Source organism: Microbacterium sp., from assembly GCF_030149085.1.
Taxonomy (GTDB): domain Bacteria; phylum Actinomycetota; class Actinomycetes; order Actinomycetales; family Microbacteriaceae; genus Microbacterium.
Genome location: NZ_JASBSF010000406.1, coordinates 1 through 16969, shown reverse-complemented (window position 1 = coordinate 16969; position 16969 = coordinate 1). Strand labels below are relative to the sequence as shown.

At 66.0% G+C, this 16969-nt stretch carries 21 protein-coding genes, 1 tRNA gene and 1 pseudogene; 12 read left to right on the top strand and 11 right to left on the bottom strand.

Annotated features, from left to right (window positions below):
* Positions 1-170, bottom strand: a pseudogene (locus Q1V87_RS16240) (RNA polymerase subunit sigma); the annotation flags it as partial.
* A gap of 122 nt (positions 171-292) precedes the next feature.
* Between Q1V87_RS16240 and Q1V87_RS16235 the strand changes: the two are divergent.
* Complete coding sequence (locus tag Q1V87_RS16235) at positions 293-961, top strand: fasciclin domain-containing protein (RefSeq protein WP_300595191.1); 669 nt, start codon at positions 293-295, stop codon at positions 959-961.
* 93 nt (positions 962-1054) lie between these two features.
* Here the strand turns inward: Q1V87_RS16235 and Q1V87_RS16230 are convergent, their stop codons facing one another.
* Entirely contained in the window at positions 1055-1315 is a 261-nt protein-coding gene (locus Q1V87_RS16230) for a hypothetical protein (protein WP_300595189.1), read from the bottom strand.
* A 70-nt stretch (positions 1316-1385) separates the two neighbouring features.
* Between Q1V87_RS16230 and Q1V87_RS16225 the strand changes: the two genes are divergently transcribed.
* Positions 1386-1461, top strand: a tRNA-Lys gene (locus Q1V87_RS16225).
* Positions 1462-1497: 36 nt separating this feature from the next.
* Here Q1V87_RS16225 and Q1V87_RS16220 read toward each other — a convergent pair.
* Positions 1498-1878, bottom strand: a complete 381-nt coding sequence (locus Q1V87_RS16220) for a DUF4406 domain-containing protein (RefSeq protein ID WP_300595187.1) — start codon at positions 1876-1878, stop codon at positions 1498-1500.
* A gap of 48 nt (positions 1879-1926) precedes the next feature.
* Here Q1V87_RS16220 and Q1V87_RS16215 point away from each other — a divergent pair, with 48 nt between their 5' ends.
* Entirely contained in the window at positions 1927-2682 is a 756-nt protein-coding gene (locus tag Q1V87_RS16215) for a DeoR/GlpR family DNA-binding transcription regulator (RefSeq protein WP_300595185.1), read from the top strand.
* Positions 2683-2688: 6 nt separating this feature from the next.
* Here the strand turns inward: Q1V87_RS16215 and Q1V87_RS16210 are convergent, their stop codons facing one another.
* Complete coding sequence (locus Q1V87_RS16210; protein ID WP_300595183.1) at positions 2689-3483, bottom strand: MOSC domain-containing protein; 795 nt, start codon at positions 3481-3483, stop codon at positions 2689-2691.
* 53 nt (positions 3484-3536) lie between these two features.
* Between Q1V87_RS16210 and Q1V87_RS16205 the strand changes: the two genes are divergently transcribed.
* Entirely contained in the window at positions 3537-3863 is a 327-nt protein-coding gene (locus Q1V87_RS16205; protein WP_366945455.1) for a metalloregulator ArsR/SmtB family transcription factor, read from the top strand.
* The gene (locus Q1V87_RS16200; RefSeq protein ID WP_300595179.1) at positions 3860-4807 is read left to right on the top strand and encodes an arsenate reductase ArsC; all 948 of its coding nucleotides are present in this window, start codon (positions 3860-3862) and stop codon (positions 4805-4807) included. Before Q1V87_RS16205 ends, Q1V87_RS16200 begins: the two co-directional genes overlap by 4 nt.
* On the opposite strand, the gene Q1V87_RS16195 is transcribed toward Q1V87_RS16200, so the two are convergent.
* The 5 genes from Q1V87_RS16195 to Q1V87_RS16175 form a co-directional block, all read right to left on the bottom strand.
* A complete protein-coding gene (locus tag Q1V87_RS16195) occupies positions 4804-5496 on the bottom strand; it encodes a winged helix-turn-helix domain-containing protein (RefSeq protein ID WP_300595177.1) in 693 nt (230 codons plus the stop codon). The two genes, Q1V87_RS16200 and Q1V87_RS16195, sit on opposite strands and share 4 nt — an antisense overlap.
* Positions 5493-6287, bottom strand: coding sequence for a phosphate ABC transporter ATP-binding protein PstB (gene pstB / locus Q1V87_RS16190; protein ID WP_300595193.1), 795 nt, complete (start codon positions 6285-6287; stop codon positions 5493-5495). The genes Q1V87_RS16195 and pstB overlap by 4 nt, the downstream gene beginning before the upstream one ends.
* Positions 6288-6371: 84 nt before the next feature.
* On the bottom strand, positions 6372-7292 hold the full coding sequence (gene pstA, locus Q1V87_RS16185) for a phosphate ABC transporter permease PstA (RefSeq protein ID WP_300595174.1): 921 nt from the start codon (positions 7290-7292) through the stop codon (positions 6372-6374).
* Positions 7292-8233, bottom strand: coding sequence for a phosphate ABC transporter permease subunit PstC (pstC, locus tag Q1V87_RS16180; protein WP_300595172.1), 942 nt, complete (start codon positions 8231-8233; stop codon positions 7292-7294). The genes pstA and pstC overlap by 1 nt, the downstream gene beginning before the upstream one ends.
* Positions 8234-8293: 60 nt before the next feature.
* Entirely contained in the window at positions 8294-9256 is a 963-nt protein-coding gene (locus tag Q1V87_RS16175; RefSeq protein WP_300595170.1) for a PstS family phosphate ABC transporter substrate-binding protein, read from the bottom strand.
* Between the two features lie 152 nt (positions 9257-9408).
* Between Q1V87_RS16175 and Q1V87_RS16170 the strand changes: the two genes are divergently transcribed.
* The 7 genes from Q1V87_RS16170 to chrA all read left to right on the top strand — a co-directional run bounded on the left by Q1V87_RS16170 (position 9409) and on the right by chrA (position 15273).
* Positions 9409-10299 carry a metalloregulator ArsR/SmtB family transcription factor gene (locus Q1V87_RS16170; RefSeq protein ID WP_300595168.1) on the top strand — a complete coding sequence of 297 codons (891 nt, stop codon included), beginning with the start codon at positions 9409-9411 and terminating at the stop codon, positions 10297-10299.
* Between the two features lie 70 nt (positions 10300-10369).
* Positions 10370-10786: an arsenate reductase ArsC gene (locus tag Q1V87_RS16165; RefSeq protein WP_300595166.1), complete on the top strand. Its 417-nt coding sequence runs from the start codon at positions 10370-10372 to the stop codon at positions 10784-10786.
* Positions 10783-11424, top strand: a complete 642-nt coding sequence (locus tag Q1V87_RS16160; protein ID WP_300595164.1) for an arsenate reductase ArsC — start codon at positions 10783-10785, stop codon at positions 11422-11424. Before Q1V87_RS16165 ends, Q1V87_RS16160 begins: the two co-directional genes overlap by 4 nt.
* A gap of 13 nt (positions 11425-11437) precedes the next feature.
* Positions 11438-12166 (top strand): MIP/aquaporin family protein, encoded by a 729-nt coding sequence (locus Q1V87_RS16155; RefSeq protein ID WP_300595162.1) that lies wholly within the window; start codon positions 11438-11440, stop codon positions 12164-12166.
* A 15-nt stretch (positions 12167-12181) separates the two neighbouring features.
* Positions 12182-13573, top strand: a complete 1392-nt coding sequence (locus Q1V87_RS16150) for an FAD-dependent oxidoreductase (protein WP_300595160.1) — start codon at positions 12182-12184, stop codon at positions 13571-13573.
* Positions 13570-14031, top strand: coding sequence for a low molecular weight phosphatase family protein (locus Q1V87_RS16145; protein WP_300595158.1), 462 nt, complete (start codon positions 13570-13572; stop codon positions 14029-14031). The genes Q1V87_RS16150 and Q1V87_RS16145 overlap by 4 nt, the downstream gene beginning before the upstream one ends.
* A gap of 9 nt (positions 14032-14040) precedes the next feature.
* Positions 14041-15273, top strand: coding sequence for a chromate efflux transporter (gene chrA / locus Q1V87_RS16140; RefSeq protein WP_300595156.1), 1233 nt, complete (start codon positions 14041-14043; stop codon positions 15271-15273).
* Here chrA and Q1V87_RS16135 read toward each other — a convergent pair whose 3' ends face one another.
* Both Q1V87_RS16135 and Q1V87_RS16130 read right to left on the bottom strand, forming a co-directional pair.
* Positions 15274-15852: an isochorismatase family protein gene (locus Q1V87_RS16135; RefSeq protein ID WP_300595154.1), complete on the bottom strand. Its 579-nt coding sequence runs from the start codon at positions 15850-15852 to the stop codon at positions 15274-15276.
* 19 nt (positions 15853-15871) lie between these two features.
* The coding region (locus Q1V87_RS16130) for an MMPL family transporter (protein WP_300595152.1) at positions 15872-16969 on the bottom strand (1098 nt) is incomplete at its 5' end.

Below are 16969 nucleotides of genomic sequence, written 5' to 3'. Positions count from 1 at the left end.
GACCGGTCGACCACGACGCGCAGGATGAGTCCGAAGACCCGAGACGACAGCATGTCGTAGAGGCTCGCGAAAGCCTCGTGATCACCGCGCGCGATGCGTTCGAGAAGCTCCGCGACGTGATCGACGGCGCCCGCCCCGTCGTCTGGCACGTCCATGCCGTCGATCACCATGGGTCCAGCATGCCGCAAGAATTTCCCATCCGATGTCGACGCGCTTCCGAAGACCCCTGTGTAGGCCGCCACGAGCGGACGACCACGAGCCCTAACGAGGCTCCGACAACACCGGAGGAACAATGTTGATCACCAAGAAGTCGCGCGTCGCAGCTGGCGCCTCGCTGGCGTTCGTCGCCGCACTCGCTCTCTCCGCCTGCTCCACCGCCAGCACGGGGGACATGGATGACGAGATGGCCGAGACGCCGATGACCGAGCAGACCACCCCCATGGATGACATGGAGGAAATGGATGCCACCGCTTACCTGGTCGGTGCCGGCTGCGCGGAGTACGCCGAGGCTGTGCCTTCGGGCGCCGGCTCCGTCGATGGCATGGCGATGGACCCGGTCGCCACCGCGGCATCCAACAACCCGCTGCTGACGACGCTCACCGCAGCGGTGAGCGGCGGACTGAACCCCGATGTGAATCTCGTCGACACCCTCAACGGTGGCGAGTTCACTGTCTTCGCTCCGGTCGATGATGCGTTCGCGAAGATCGACCAGGCCACGATCGACACCCTGTCGACCGACTCGGATCTGCTGACGTCGATCCTGACCTACCACGTCGTTCCCAGTCAGATCCTGCCCGAGGACCTTCCCGGCACCCACACCACGGTGCAGGGTGCTGACGTTGAGGTGACCGGTTCGGGCGACAACCTCATGGTCAACGACGCCATGGTCATCTGCGGTGGCGTTCAGACCGCCAACGCTGTCGTGTACCTCGTCGACACGGTGCTCATGCCTCCGATGTGAGCGCCCGTCGGCGATCCCCCAGGGTGGAGGGACGCGAGGCCGCCGTCATCTTCGGATGCGGCGGCCTCGTCGTGTCTGTGCGGCCGTATGGGGCTAGCTAGCGATCGACTCGTCAGCTAACTCATCGGCGATCGCAAGCGCGCGGTCAAGCGACACGCGAGACTCCCCGAGTCGATGCACGGGAGTCTCGAACGGCGCGAGGTTCTCGGATTCAAGGATCGCTGCGTTGATCGCCTCTTCGAAGGAGAGCCCCCGGTCAGCCATCAACGTCCGCACAGCATGCTCAGCTGCTGCGGTCAGGGTTATTGTCGTCTGCACGCGCAGATCGTAGCGCTGGACGAGTGGGAAACGCACTGTGGGATTCGAGCAAAGCGCGACGCGGGTGCGAAGCGGATGCCTCGCGCGAAGTAGGCTGGGAGGTCTGGGGCCTGTAGCTCAGTCGGTAGAGCATCGGACTTTTAATCCGCGGGTCGAGGGTTCGAGCCCCTCCGGGCCCACCATGTCAGCGTTACTCGAACCCACGCCACGAGGGTTCGCTAAGCAACTGCGCCGCCGGCTCCGGGAACCTCGTCGAGCGAGTGATATACCGGGATGCCGCGGCGGCGGGCAATCTCGACATCCTGATCGGCACCCCGCGACTCACCGGGCAGGCGCAGGACGGCGTCGCAGTGCTGCAACAGGCGTTCCGCCGTCGGGTACATGACCTCGGCGGCAAGCGGATCGGTGGGACCGGTCGCGCCGGCGCTCGAGAGCACGGGCAGAGCTACCCACTCGCCGATCATCGGAATGTGCCCGGCCTCGAAGATGGGCCAGGCAGCTTCCTCCAACCGCGCAGGGTTCTTCGCCATGAGATCAGGGTTCCCGTTTGTTCCGGATGCGTAGGGTCCAGCAATCAGAATCAGTAAGGGTTTCGTCATATCGGGTAAGATACAGCACAAACGTGAAAGAACGGGACGAAACTGGACATGCTTGCTGCCGCGCGAAGAGACCTCCTGCTCGAACGCCTGCGCCGAGACGGACGGATTGTGGCGAAGGAACTTGCCACCGAACTCGGGCTGTCGGAAGACAGCATCCGTCGCGATCTGCGCGAACTGGATGCTGCTGGCCTGGCGGTGCGGGTCTACGGCGGGGCTCTTCCCGCCTCACCGGCGGTCGCCGACTATGCGACGCGAACATCGGTCGCACCTGAGAGCAAGCACCGCGTGGCAACCGCGGCACTAAGCCTGGTCGCGCCGGATGCGACCATCATTCTCGACGGCGGTACCACGACCCTCGCGATGGTCCACTCCCTCCCGCAGACCTTCCGGGGCACCGTGATCACCCACAGCCCCACGATCGCCGCAGCCCTCGTCCCCTATGAGGTGGACGTGTTCCTCATCGGCGGTCAGATCTTCCGACACTCCGCCGTCGCGAGCGGTGCCGCAGCGGTCGAGGCCGCACAGAACATCAGCGCGGACCTCTTCTTCCTCGGGGTGACCGGCATCCACCCCGAGGCAGGCCTGACCACGGGCGACGCAGACGAAGCTGCCATGAAGCGCGCGCTCGCGGCGCGCGCCGCGGACACCTACGTCCTCGGGAGCGAGGAGAAGATCGGCGCCGCTTCGCGCTACCGAGTTCTCCCGCTGGACGCCGTTAGCGGCATTGTCATCGACGGCGCCGACGACAGCGCGATGTCCGCAGAGTTGCGAGCAGCTGGCGCAACGCTCCTTCATACGGCCTGACGCGGACTACTCCACCTCGACAGGATCGCCGACACGAAGGGTTCCGCCGCCACTTTCCGGAAGCAACAGCACGCCCAGCGTTGGCGCAGATTGCTCGAACTCTCGCGTGAGGATTCGCAGCAACGGGGCATCCTGCAGCCCGGTGTCGGGGTTCGCCATGATCGCGGCGCATCGCACGATGGGCCGCTGCACGGCGAACACGATGTCGCCAATCCGCACCCTGCCCTGCCACTCGAGGTCGCCCCACGGCGGGATGCCCGCGACCACGACGTTCGAGCGGAACCGGCGATCATCGACGACGGCATCGGTGGTGCGGCCGAGGGCTGCGACGGATGCCGCCGCATGAACCGACACATACCCGCGCGGACGATCCTGAAACTGTGACGCGACACCGTCGCCGATGAGTCGAAGGGGCAGCCGCCCCGGCCGCTCCAGGTGCCGAGCATCGGGAGTTTCACGCAGCCACGCGGTGACGGCATCCTCGATCTGCTGGCGTCCCGCCTCGTCGGTTCCCGCATCCACAAGCAGCTCGTCGGTGTCCCGGATCGTGAGGTGACCGCCGTCGCTGTCGTAGCTCAGTCGTAGCCGGGCGAGCGAGGGCATGTCCATGAGCGCGAGCCCGCGCTTCTTCGGCCAGTACGGCAGCCCGTCCTCATCCTCGGGCTCGACGGCATCCGCGAACCGGAATGCGAGCACCCGATCGCCCTCAACGCGCCCGTCGTCTTGCACCACAATCTGCTCGCACGCCTCGGGCGTGAACCCCTTGACCGGGTAGCGATAGAGCGCTTCAACGGTCAGCATGGGCACATCGTCCCACGAATTCGGCCGCGCACTTCACAAGCCACTCACATAGAATGCCGTCGATGCGAGCATCGCCCTCACCCTTTGAGCGATCTCAGCCGCCCCTCGAACGGACAGCTGCTGAGACGTTGACGCGCACCCTCCGGGTGGTGGCAGACCCAACTCGCCTCCAGCTCCTCAGCGTCATCCTCGGGTCGGCCGACAGGCGGGCAACCGTAGGTCAACTGGCAGAAGCCCTGGGTCTGACCCAGCCGACCCTCACCCACCACGTTCGGATTCTCGTGGAGGATGGCGTCTTGCTGCGTGAGCGCGAAGGCAAGTTCGTCTGGCTATCGGTCGCGGCTGACCGTGCTGGCGCAATCGAGGACCTTCTTCGATGAGGTCCAATGAGCCGTTCAAACTGGGCAAGCCGCTCGACCGGAAAGAGGCGGCGGAGCGCGCAATGCAAGCCGCCGTCTTGGGCGACGCTTCGACGCTGCGTGTCCTCAGCGCCATCGCCTCCGGCGTGCCGGAATCGGATCTCGCGTCGACGTTGCATATCTCGTCCCAGCAAGTCGTGACCGCGATCGAGAAGCTGAACCACGCATCGATCGTTCAGAACATCCCCGACGTTGGCTGGACACTCTCGGCGCAGGCTTGGGTGCGATTCGGTCGACTCCTCACGGCGATTCCCGCTACAGCGCGATCTCATCGCGAGCTTTCGGTCACCGCCCTGCCCGAGGCAGTGACCTCGGTCGCGCGCGACCTCGCGTACCGATTCTCGTCGACCTTCAGCCCTGAGACCGTGTCACGATACGTCGCCGAGAGCTACGCACTTCTCGGACGTAGTGCGCGCGTTCGCACCCACCTCGCCACACTCACAGCCCGGTACGCCGCAGAACGGCTCGATGCTCTCGCCAAAGCCGAGGGACGAGTGCTCCGCGCCACGCCCGAAGTGCTGTTCATCTGCGTGCAAAACGCCGGACGTTCGCAGCTGGCTGCCGCCTACCTCAGGTATCTGGCGGGCGATGCCGTCCATGTCCGTACGGCGGGGTCCGCCCCGACCGCTGAGGTCCACCCGCAGATACTGGAGGCCCTCGACGAAGCCGGAATTCCCTTCGCGGATGACTTCCCCAAGCCGCTCACCGATGAGGTGGTGCAGGCCGCCGACTACGTTGTCACGATGGGGTGCGGCGACGCGTGCCCCGTCTATCCCGGCCGACGTTACCTGGATTGGCAACTCGACGATCCCCTCGAGCTCGACCGCGAGGGAGTCAGCCGAGTACGTGATGAGGTCAGGGAACATGTCGAGGCGTTGATGGGCGAACTCGGCCTGACCGCTTAGCCCGCTATTCGATATCCGACTCCGCGAATCGTCTCAATAGCGGTCGCGCTTGATGATCGGCATCGCGATAGCTGCGCTCTGATACGACGTATGCTCACCCGGATCGCCGCGGGCTCATCTACTGCGGAGCCCCGGTAGACCGTCGCCAGTTCGTCCAGGCTTGCGATTCGTGGGTACGCGCGCGCGACTGCGTGGAGGATTGAGAATTCGCGCAACGTAAGTACGACCTCCTCATCGCCAAGGAAGACCCGGTGCGCATCCGCATCAATCGTGAGGTCACCGACGGTCACGATGCCATCCGAGTCTTGAACCCGTTGAGGCAGTCGATTTATGGCGGCGAGCAACGACTCGGGCATGAGCGGCAGCTCAACGCTCGCGCTTACACCCGCGCCCACCGCGGTGCGTAGGAACGTACGCTCGTCCCCAGGCGTTGTTCCGAGGATTACTGCACCGCGCGCCGTCGCCATTGCGATCTCGAGCAGGTCGGGCAGGCTCACTCCGCGATAGCCGCCGCACACCACGAAGATTGAGTCGGGATCGTGCGCCACCTCGATGAGTGCATCTATCAACTCGGTGTGCTCAAAAACGGTGATCCCGACTCGCCGGAACTCGGCCTTACTAGCTCGGACCTCGCCGCCGCAGCCGAGGAGGACCACCCGGTTCGCGCCAAGAATCTGCGGTGTGCTCATCCGAACCTTCCACTGATGTAGTCCTCCGTCCGCTTGTCGGCAGGACGCTCGAAGAGCTTCGACGTGTAGTCGTATTCGACAAGGACGCCGGTGCGGTCGCCGGTTGTTTCATCCGGCAGCGCCGTGAAAAACGCTGTGCGATCTGCGACACGGGCCGCCTGCTGCATGTTGTGCGTCACGATCACGATCGTGTAGTCACGACGCAGCTGTTGCATGAGATCCTCGATCTTCATCGTCGCAATGGGGTCGAGAGCAGAGCAGGGCTCGTCCATCAGGATGACCTCAGGTTGCACTGCGATGGTCCGGGCGATGCACAGTCGTTGCTGCTGCCCACCGGACAGGCCGAGCGCTGACTGCTTGAGTTTGTCTTTCACCTCATCCCACAAAGCAGCGCGGGTCAGAGCCTCCTCGACGAGGTCGTCCATCGACTCCACTTTCATGCCGATGACGCGCGGGCCGTAGGCGATGTTGTCGTAGATGCTCTTGGGGAAGGGATTGGGCTTTTGGAAGACCATCCCGATCCGCCGCCGCACGGCGATCGCGTCGACATCCTTGGCGTAGATGTCCTCGGCATGAAAGATGATCCGACCCTCGACCCGGGCACCGTCAACGAGATCGTTCATTCGATTCAGCGACCGCAGCACCGTGGACTTCCCGCAGCCCGAGGGCCCGATGAGTGCAGTGATCTCATTCCGCCGGAACCCGAGGCTGACCTCGGTGACCGCGCGAAACTCGCCGTAGTAGATACTGACGTCCTCGCAGTCGAGGACGACAGGGGCGGTGTCATCCATGCGGTCCGAGACGGCTGTAGCTCGCGCGTGGATGCTGACGGTGGGGTGCGTGTGACGGTTGTCGTTCATGGGCGAGCCTTTCGATTACCAGCGCTGCTGGTAGCGATTGCGGATGTAGATGGCAAGGGCATTCATCAGCAGGAGGACCACGAGCAGCACGATGCTCGTGGCTGCTGCAAGCTCGTGGAACCCCTGCTGGGGGCGGCCGGTCCAGTTGAAGATCTGAATCGGCATCGTCGTGTAACCACTCATCAGACCGTTGGGGTCGAAGCGGAGGAAGACGAGACCGCCGAGCAGAAGGAGCGGAGCGGCCTCGCCGAGGGCTCGGGACAGGCCGAGAATGGCGCCAGTCGCTATTCCGGGCAGCGCGGCAGGGAGCGTGTTGCGAAAGACGGTCTGCAACGGCGTTGCGCCCAACGCGAGCGACCCCTGCCTGATCTCCGCGGGCACAGCACGCAGAGCCTCGCGGGTGGCGATGATGATGACGGGGAGGATGAGCATGCTGAGCGCGAGCGCGCCGACCCATACCTGGTTCTTGTTGACCACGCCGAATAGTCCGAGAGCCGCGAGTGTGAGCATTCCGTAGATCACAGACGGTATTGCGGCCAGGTTCTGAACGTTCAGCTCCACCGCGCGATTGATGAGGTTGTGTCTGTCTGAGAACTCTTCGAGATGGATCGCTGCGGCGACCCCGATCGGGAGGGTCATGACGGCGGTGGTGCCGATCACCCAGAGCGAGCCAAGGATGGCGGGGCGGGCCCCGGCGTCATCCGGGTTCGAGGACGGGTACTCCGTGAAGAGCGCAAGGTCAAGGCGGCCGACGCCGTCGACCCAGATGTTGATGAGAAGCACCACCAGGAACAGAAGTGCGAACAGGAGGCAGAACCAGAGCACGATCAGGAACGCGATAGAGCGCGGGCTCGTCTCGCCACCTTTCGCTCTTCCCCGCACGGACCGGTGGACCAGCGCCCCCATCCCGTGGCGCGTTGGGGTAGAAGTGACCATCAGTATGCCTCCCGGAAGCGGCGGACGATCGCGATACTCGCGAAGTTGATCACGAGCGTGATCACGAACAGGAGCAGACCGACGGCGAAGAGGGTGTCGTACTCCAGGGAGCCGACCGGTGAGTCACCCAGCGCGGCCGAAGCAATGAACCCCGTCATCGTTTGGCCCGCCTCGAGGGGGCCCGTCACAATCCGCGCCTGTTGACCAGCCGCAAGGGCAACGATCATCGTCTCCCCGACCGCACGTGAGACCCCGAGGACGATTGCGGCGATAACACCGGAGAGCGCTGCGGGGAAGACGACGCGGACGGTGGTCTGCATTCGGTTGGCGCCGAGCGCTGCGGAGCCCTGTCGCAGGGAGTTGGGAACCGCAGACATCGCGTCTTCGCTAATCGACGCGATCGTCGGGACAATCATGATGCCCATGACGAATCCCGCAGCGAGCACGCTGAACGAGCCGGTGTCCAGGCCGAGCCATTCGCGCAGAACCGTGGCCTGAATGAACTGAACGGCGAAGTAGCCGTAGACGACCGTGGGAATGCCTGCCAAGAGCTCGAGTACGGGCTTCAGGATCTTCCGAGCGCGCCGGTGAGCGTACTCGGAAAGGAAAACCGCCGCGCCAAGTCCCAGCGGCACAGCGACCACCAGGGCTATCGCTGTGGTCCACGCCGTGGCTGTGACCAGGGGAACCACACCGAAGGATGCGTCAGCGAATCGCGGGGCCCAGCGCGTCCCGAAGAGAAACTCCCACACCGGGACTTCGGCGAAGAACGCCAACGACGGGATCAAGAGGGCAATAACGATCCCCACGGTGATGATGATGGTGAAGATCGCCGCCACCCTGAACAGCAGACGAATCGCCGTGTCGAGAGGCCGAGGGCGCGCCCGCAGTGAATCCTGACTAATGACGGCCGGCGGCCGCGGCGGTGACCATGTACTCATGTCGCTCCTGCCTGGGACTGGGCCGGAGGTCAGTACCTCCGGCCCAGTCGCGAGGGAATGTCAGCCGACGAGGCTCGCGAGTTCTTCCTGCGCGGTGACGATCTGGTCGTCGGTCAGCGGGACGAACAGCGCCGACTCGGCCACGGAAACGGCGTTCTCGACGTAGTAGTCAACGAAAGCCTTGACCGCTTCGTTCTCGACGTAGGACGCGTTGTTCACGTAGATGAACAGCGGTCGGCCAAGAGGCGTGTAGGTGCCATCCTGGACCGTCTCGACCGACGGGAAGACGCAGCCTTCGCCGCCGTCGACCTCCACCCCCTTGATCAGGTCGGCATTCTCCTCGAGGTAGCTGAGCCCGAAGTACCCCATGGCGCCGAGCTCGCCCGATACACCCTGAATCGTGACGTTGTCATCTTCGGAGGGGCTGTAGTCCGTACGACTCGCACCTTCCTCGCCGTTGATGACGTCGGTGAAGTAGTCGAAGGTTCCGGAATCGGTGCCAGCGCCGTACAGCGTCAGCTCGACATCCGGGAACGACGGGTCGACCTGGTTCCAGTTAGTGATGACACCTTCTGACTCCGGGGCCCAGATCGTGTTCAACTGCTCGACCGTGAGGCACTGAGCCCAGTCGTTCTCAGGGTTGACGACGACCGAGAGGCCATCGTTGGCAATGACGATTTCGGTGAACTCGATCCCGGCATCCGCGCAGGTGGTCGCTTCCTCATCCTTGATCGGGCGGGATGCGTTCGAGATGTCGGTCTCGCCTGCGCAGAACGTCTTGAAGCCCCCACCGGTGCCGGAGGTTGCCACCGTCACCTGGACGCCCGGCTCGACCGACGCGAACTCGGTCGCAGCGGCCTCAGTGAGTGGCCCGACCGTCGACGATCCATCGGACGCGATCGTTCCCGTGAGTGCCGAGCCCTCATCGCCGGCGTCGGTTGACTGTCCGCCGCAGGCGCTCAGCGCGAGCGCAGCGCTGAGGACTGCGGCCGCGATAGCAAACTTAGCTGTGTTGTTCTTCACAGTGCACTTTCCCTTCAAGGCCTCAGTGGGCCAGATGGAACTCACGATCGTGAGTCAGATAGAAGAGCTTCTATCTGACTCACATAGAAGCTGTTCTATCTGAACGCGCGGTAAACGCGGCAAATCCACTTCAATCGAATAGACTGCGATCGATGGATTCTGGAACGGATGCCGCGCTCACGTCGCTGGGCGACCCGACGCGCGCCCGCATCCTGAGCCTCATGCGCTCCTCCCCCGACGGCCGCGTGCTCGTCGGGCGACTCGCGACCGAACTCGGACTTCGCCAGCCCACCGTCAGCCACCACATGAAGACCCTGCTCACCGACGGGATCGTGACCCGCGAGCCCGAGGGGCGGCAGGTCTGGTACTCGGTGGCTCCGGATGCCGCCGACCGTGTCGATGCGATCCTGGGGCGCCCGCGCGAGGCGACATCCGTCGATCTGGATCGGATCACGACGGACCTGCGGTCCCGATTCGGCGAGCGCGTCAGCACCGATCAGATTCGCGAGGTCGTCGCCGACAGCCATGCGCGTCTGTCGGCGACGGATGCCCCGCTTCTGGCATCCCGCACGTTCTCGTTCGCCGCCAGCAGGCTCGAAGCCGTGGCCGCGGCATCCGCGAACACGTCGGAAACCACCCCGAACGTGCTGTTCGTGTGCGTGCAGAACGCCGGCAGATCACAGCTCGCGGCCGGCATACTGCGCCACCTTGCCGGTGACACCGTCACCGTACGCACAGCCGGCTCAGCCCCGACGGCCGACGTCCGCTCCACGATCGTGACCGCGCTGGATGAGATCGGCGTCTCGATCGGCGACGAGTTCCCCAAGCCACTGACCGACGATGCGGTCCGTGCCGCGGATGTCGTCATCACGATGGGCTGCGGCGACGCGTGCCCGATCTACCCCGGCAGACGCTACCTCGACTGGGATCTGGAAGATCCAGTGGGCAAGCCGCTCACTGCCGTGCGCGGCATCCGTGATGACATCGACCAGCGCGTCCGTGGGCTGCTCACGGAGCTGTTCGCTGACACTCCCCCGAACTGATGCGCCACCGCCTGGCGAATCAATAGATATTCATCTATGCTTTTCTCAACTCCTCGAGAAAGGCGATCCCATGACCGCGAAGCCCACCGTCCTGTTCGTCTGCGTGCACAACGCCGGCCGGTCTCAGATGGCCGCCGGATACCTCGAGGCGCTCTCGGGAGGCCAGATCGAGGTGCGTTCGGCAGGCTCCGAGCCGAAGGACCAGATCAACCCCGTCGCCGTGGCGGCCATGGCCGAAGAGGGCATCGACATCGCCGGCAACACCCCGAAGGTCCTCACCGTCCAGGCGGTGCAGGACTCGGACGTCGTCATCACGATGGGCTGCGGCGACGCGTGCCCCATCTACCCCGGCAAGCGCTACGAGGACTGGCAGCTCGATGACCCGGCGGGCCAGGGCATCGAGAGCGTGCGTGTCATCCGCGACGACATCCGCGGACGCGTCGAGGCCCTCATCGCCGAGCTCGTCCCAGCAGGTGAACCGGCATGAGTGCTGGACGCGGGCAGGATCCCCTGCTCTCGGTCGAGTCCACGCTCCACCGCGCAACCGAGCGACTGGCCCACCAGTTCGCGGGAATCGTGAACGAAGAGACCGTCGAACGCGTCGTGTTCGAGTCCTACACGGCGCTCTCACGCACCGCGAAGGTCGACACGCACCTGGCGAGCCTGGCCGAGAAGTTCGCGCGAGACCGCCTGACCGCTCTGGCGCAGTCGAAGGGACTCATCGCCAAGCCCGCTCCCGAGGTGCTGTACGTGTGCGTGCAGAACTCGGGACGCTCGCAGATGGCCGCCGCCCTGACTCGCCAGATCGCCGGAAACCGTGTGCACGTCCGCTCCGCCGGCTCGCAGCCGGGCGTGTCGATCCTGCCGAGCGTCGTCGCGGTGCTCGAAGAGATCGGCATCAGCGTCGACGAGGAGTTCCCCAAGCCCCTGACCGACGACGTCGTGCGCGCTGCGGATGCCGTCATCACGATGGGCTGCGGCGACGCGTGCCCGGTCTATCCCGGCAAGCGGTACCTCGACTGGGAGCTCACAGATCCCGCAGGGCTCGATCTCGACGGCGTCCGCGAGGTCCGCGACGAGATCCGCCGACGCGTCGAGACGCTCGTGGCCGAGCTCGTCGGCTGACTGGAGCCGCACCGTGCACCCCTCTCCCCTGCTGCGCCGCGCCTTCGCGGAGTTTCTCGGCACCGGCCTGCTCGTGGCGATCGTCGTCGGCTCGGGCATCATGGCGACCCGCCTGTCAGAGGATGTCGGCATCCAGCTGCTCGCGAACAGCATCGCGACGGCACTGGGCCTGGCCGTGCTCATCCTGATGCTCGGCCCTGTCTCAGGCGCGCATTTCAACCCCGCCGTCTCGCTCGTGGACTGGCTCCTCGGGCGTCGCCGCCGAGTCGGACTGTCAAGCCCGTCGCTGGGGATCTACGCTGTCGCGCAGATCGCCGGTGCCATCGGCGGCGCGGTGCTGGCCAACCTCATGTTCGACGTTCCGACGAGCCTGTCGACGACCGATCGTGCGACCCCGGCGACACTGCTGGCCGAGGTGGTTGCGACCTTCGGGCTGATCCTGCTGATCGTGGCGCTAGCCCGCACCGGCCGAGGCGCTGCAGCAGCACCGGCCGTAGGCGCCTATATCGGCGCCGCGTACTGGTTTACCAGTTCGACATCCTTTGCCAACCCCGCCGTCACTATCGGGCGCCTCTTCAGCGATACCTTTGCGGGAATCGGGGCGTCGTCGGTGCTGCCGTTCATCGGGGCGCAGCTCGTCGGCGCGGCGATCGCGGTGCTCGCGGCAATGCTCTTATTCCCCCACGTCACCGACGCCGCCGAAGAGATCGTCATCCCGCAACTGGATGCCGAACACGGCTGAGATCGAAGGAACGTCATGCACATCATCGCGGTCGGCGGAAGCGATGCCGGAATCTCGGCAGCGCTGCGCGCGAGAGAGTTGGATGCCGACGTCGACGTCACCGTGGTCGTAGCCGACAGCTACCCGAACTACTCGATCTGCGGCATCCCGTACTACTTCTCCGGCGACGTGTCGCCGTGGCAGAGCCTCGCCCATCGGGCACATGCCGACCTGGAAGCGACCGGGATGCAGCTATGGCTGGACACCCTCGCCACGCGCATCGATGCGGCCTCCCGCCGCCTCACCGTGCGTGACGCGGCGGGCACCGAGTCCGAGATCGCGTACGACGAGCTGATCGTCGGTACCGGAGCACTTCCCTCCCACGCGGGCATCGAGGGACTCGATCGCCTCGGCCCCACAGACGGCGTGCACGTCATCCACTCGATGGGCGACACGTTCGCCCTCGAACGCGACCTGCAGGAGCGTCAGCCGCGCACTGCAATCATCATCGGCGCCGGGTACGTCGGCCTCGAGATGGCGGAGGGCTTCACGGCGCGCGGGATCGCGGTGACCCAGCTGCAGCGCGGCGCCGAGGTGCTCTCAACCCTCGACCCCGAACTGGCGTCGATCGTGCACGACGAGCTCGTCACCCACGGTGTGGCGGTCCGCACCCGGACGATCGTGCGCAGCGTCGAGCGTGTCGGTGCCGGACTGCGGGTGCATGCCACCGTCGATGGCGAAGCCGTGAGCCACGACGCCGACGTCGTCCTGCTGGTCGTGGGAGTCAGGCCCAGCACCGCACTGCTCGAGCAGGCCGGCGCGCGGCTCGGCGCAGGGCGCGCCGTCGTTGTCGACGAGCACATGAGAACCGGAATTCCGCATGTGTTCGGCGCTGGCGACGGGGTCATCACGCATCACCGACTGCTCGGCGAGACCTACCTTCCGCTCGGCACGACTGCCCACAAGCAAGGGCGAATCGCGGGCGAGAACGCTCTCGGCGGCTCGGCCCGGTTCGCGGGGTCCGTCGGCACCCAGGTCGTGAAGGTGTTCGACGTCGTGGCCGCGCGCACGGGCCTTCGCGACCACGAGGCAGCCGCCGCGGGCTTCGATCCGGCGACGGTCGCATCCGTCGCCGACGACCACAAGCGCTACTACCCCGGCGCACAGCCGATCAGCATCCGGCTCACCGGCGACCGTGCGACGGGGCGACTGCTCGGCGCACAGCTCGTGGGGCGGCTGGGCACCGAGACCGCGAAGCGCGTCGACACCTACGCGACGGCGCTGTATGCCGGGCTCTCGCTCGCGCAGATCAGCGAACTCGACCTCGCGTACACGCCGCCGCTGGGCTCGCCCTGGGATGCCGTACAGGTCGCGGCGCAGGCCTGGGACCGCCAGCACGCCCAAACCACCATTGAGGAGTCCGCGTGACCACTGTCCTGTTCATCTGTCAGCACAACGCCGGACGCTCTCAGTTGGGGGCGCACCTCATGAACCACGTCGCGCCCGAGAACGTGGTGGCCACCAGCGCGGGACTCTCGCCCGCGGCGAGCATCAACCCTGCGATCGCCGCGACTCTCGCCGAGCTCGGCATCGACACCACCGCCGCCGTGCCCCGCGCCGTGACGGCCGAGGATCTTGCGGACGCTGACGTCGTCGTCACGATGAAGCCGGGCCTCAGTCTCCCCGGTCCCGTCGCCGGCGAACTCGTCGAGTGGCAGTTTCCCGACCCGGCGAACTGGGATGCCGACGGGGCGCGCGGACTGCGCGACGACGTGCTGCGGAGCGTACGCGAGCTCGCCGCACGTCTCTCACCCCACAGCTCTTCAGGGACGGATGCCGATACCGACGCCTCAGCAGGTCACCAGCGCGACCGAACCGCCCCGTAGAATCCGGCCGTGACCGCGAGCGCTCCTGACACCGACACCGCATCGCGCGGCTCGGCAGTCGAGGTGTTCTGGGCCTTCCTGCGCCTGGGTGTCACTTCGTTCGGCGGCCCCGTCGCCCACCTGGGCTACTTCCGCGACGACCTCGTCGCGCGGCGCCGGTGGATGACCGACAAGGCCTACGCCGACCTGGTCGCCCTGTGCCAGTTCCTTCCCGGGCCCGCGTCGAGCCAGGTCGGCTTCGCGATGGGCCTGCACCGGGCGGGAACGCTCGGCGCCCTCGCCGCCTTCATCGCGTTCACGCTGCCCTCCGCGATCCTCATGGTCGCCTTCGCGTTCGGCGCGGCGCTGTTCGAGGGTGTGATCGGCGCTGGTCTGCTGACGGGCCTCAAGATCGTGGCGGTCGCTATCGTCGCGCAGGCTGTGTGGGGCATGGCGAAGAATCTGACGCCCGATGCGCGGCGGGCCTCGATCGCCGTCGTCGCGGCAGTCGTCGCACTCCTTCTCGCAGGATCGATCGGACAGGTCCTCGCGATCGTTCTCGGCGCGCTCGCCGGTCTCCTCCTGTGCCGATCCGTACCGACAGCGCTCGGTGACACCGGTCTTATGCGTTTCCCGGTATCGCGCACAGCGGGAATCACCACCCTGGTTGCGTTCGTCGTCATCCTGCTCGGGATGCCGATTCTCGCCGCGCTCACCGGCGGCGGCGCACTCACCCTGTTCGACACGTTCTACCGCGCCGGAGCTCTCGTCTTCGGCGGCGGCCACGTCGTCCTTCCGCTGCTGCAGGCGGGGGTTGTCGAGACGGGTTGGGTGAGCCCCGAACAGTTCCTCGCCGGCTACGGCGCAGTCCAAGCGATGCCCGGGCCGCTGTTCACCTTCTCGGCCTACCTCGGAACCCTCTCGAGCGTCGGCCCCGGGGGCGTTCTCGGCGCCACGATCGCACTGGTCGCAATCTTCCTCCCCGGGTTCCTGCTACTGATCGGTGTGCTGCCGTTCTGGAACGCGCTGCGCACCCGAACCTGGATGCAGTCACTCATGCGCGGCGCGAACGCGGCAGTGGTCGGCATCCTCGGCGCGGCCCTGTACGACCCGCTCTTCACGACCGGGATCGTCGGGCCCGGATCGTTCAGCCTGGCGCTGGTGTGCTTCGTGCTGCTGATCGCATGGAAGCTCCCACCCTGGGCAGTCGTCCTGGTCGGGGGCGCCGGCGGCATCGTGCTGGCCGCAGTCGGGATCTCGTGATCAGGTCGGGATCTCGACCAGTTCCGCTCCGGCGTACGCAACCTCGGCGAGCGCGGCTTCACTCGAGTGGGCAGCGACCCCGGCTACAAGGTTGGTGATGACCCGCACGCGCCTGCCGTGGGCAATGGCATCCAGGGCCGAGGCCCGCACGCAGTAGTCGGTGGCGATCCCCGCGACATCCACCTCGAGGATGCCGTGCGCGGTCAGCAGATCCGACACCTTGGCGCCGTCATCCGTCGTCCCCTCGAACAGCGAGTACGCCGGTTCGCCCTGCCCTTTCTTCACATGATGCGTGACGGATGCAGTGTCGAACGCGGGATCGTACTCGGCACCCTCCGTGCCGCTGACACAGTGGACGGGCCAGGTGTCGACGAAGTCGGGCTCGGGATGGAAGTGCCCGCCGTTGTCATGGTCGGCATGATGCCAGTCGCGCGAGGCGACGATGATGTCGTACTCCTCGGCGTGCGTGACGAGGTATCGCGAGATCCGTTCGGCTACGGCGTCCCCGCCCGCGACACCGAGCGCCCCGCCTTCGGTGAAATCGTTCTGGACATCGACGATGAACAGTGCCTTACCCATGCCTCGAGGCTACGCTCGTTCACCCGTCGTCGGAATGCCGGGACTCCCGCAGCGCACGACGACTGAGGGGTTGCGCCGTACCCTCGGTGTGGGTGGCTCCGACGAGGTCTGGAGCACGCGGGTCGCGCACCGCGCCCACCACTTCGGGTCCGCGCCGCCAGAGCTTCGACGGCCACCAGATCGCCCGCCCGATGTCGTACGCCAGGGCGGGCACGAGCAGGGAACGCACCACGAAGGTGTCGAGCAGCACACCGAACGCGACGATGAACGCCAGCTGCGCGAGGAACAGGATCGGGATGACTCCGAGCGCCGCAAAGGTAGCCGCCAGCACGAGGCCGGCGGAGGTGATGACGCCGCCCGTTGCCACGAGGCCGCGCAGGATGCCGCGCCGCGTCCCGTGCACGAGTGATTCCTCTCGCACGCGGGACATCAAGAAGATGTTGTAGTCGACGCCGAGGGCAACGAGGAACACGAAACCGTAGAGCGGGACCGCCGGATCTGCGCCAGGGAAGCCGAGGACGTAGTCGAACACGAGCGCGCTGACGCCGAGGGCCGAGCCGAACGAGATGACAACCGTCAAGATCAACAGAACCGGCGCGAGTATCGCCCGCAGCAGCAGCATCAGGATCAGCAGGATGACGACCAGCACGATCGGGATGATGACGGTGCGATCTCGGATCGAGGTGTCGTTGGAATCGACATCCGTCGCCGTAACACCGCCGACCAGCGCGACACCGTCGCCGAGCTCGTCGGTGAATGCGACGCGAAGGTCTCGCACGGTTTGCTCGGCCTCGACCGAGTCCGCGGCATCCGTCAGCGTCGCGATCACCAAAACGTCGCCGCTAGACACCGTGGGATTCGGTGCGGGAGTACCCGGCGGCCCGACCGCCGTGAAGACCGGCTCCCCATTCTCGACGGCGACAGGCGCCTGCCCGCTGACGGAGTCCTCGGAAGCGACGGAGACCGAGTCGATTCCGGTGCTGTCATCGAGGACCGCGACAGCAGCGGCGAGATCACTCTCGGGAACGATGACGTACACGGGGCTGCCAGAGCCCGCGGGGAAGTGCTCGGCGAGCACATCCTGGCCATCTCGCGCCTCGGAGTAACCCAGGACGAG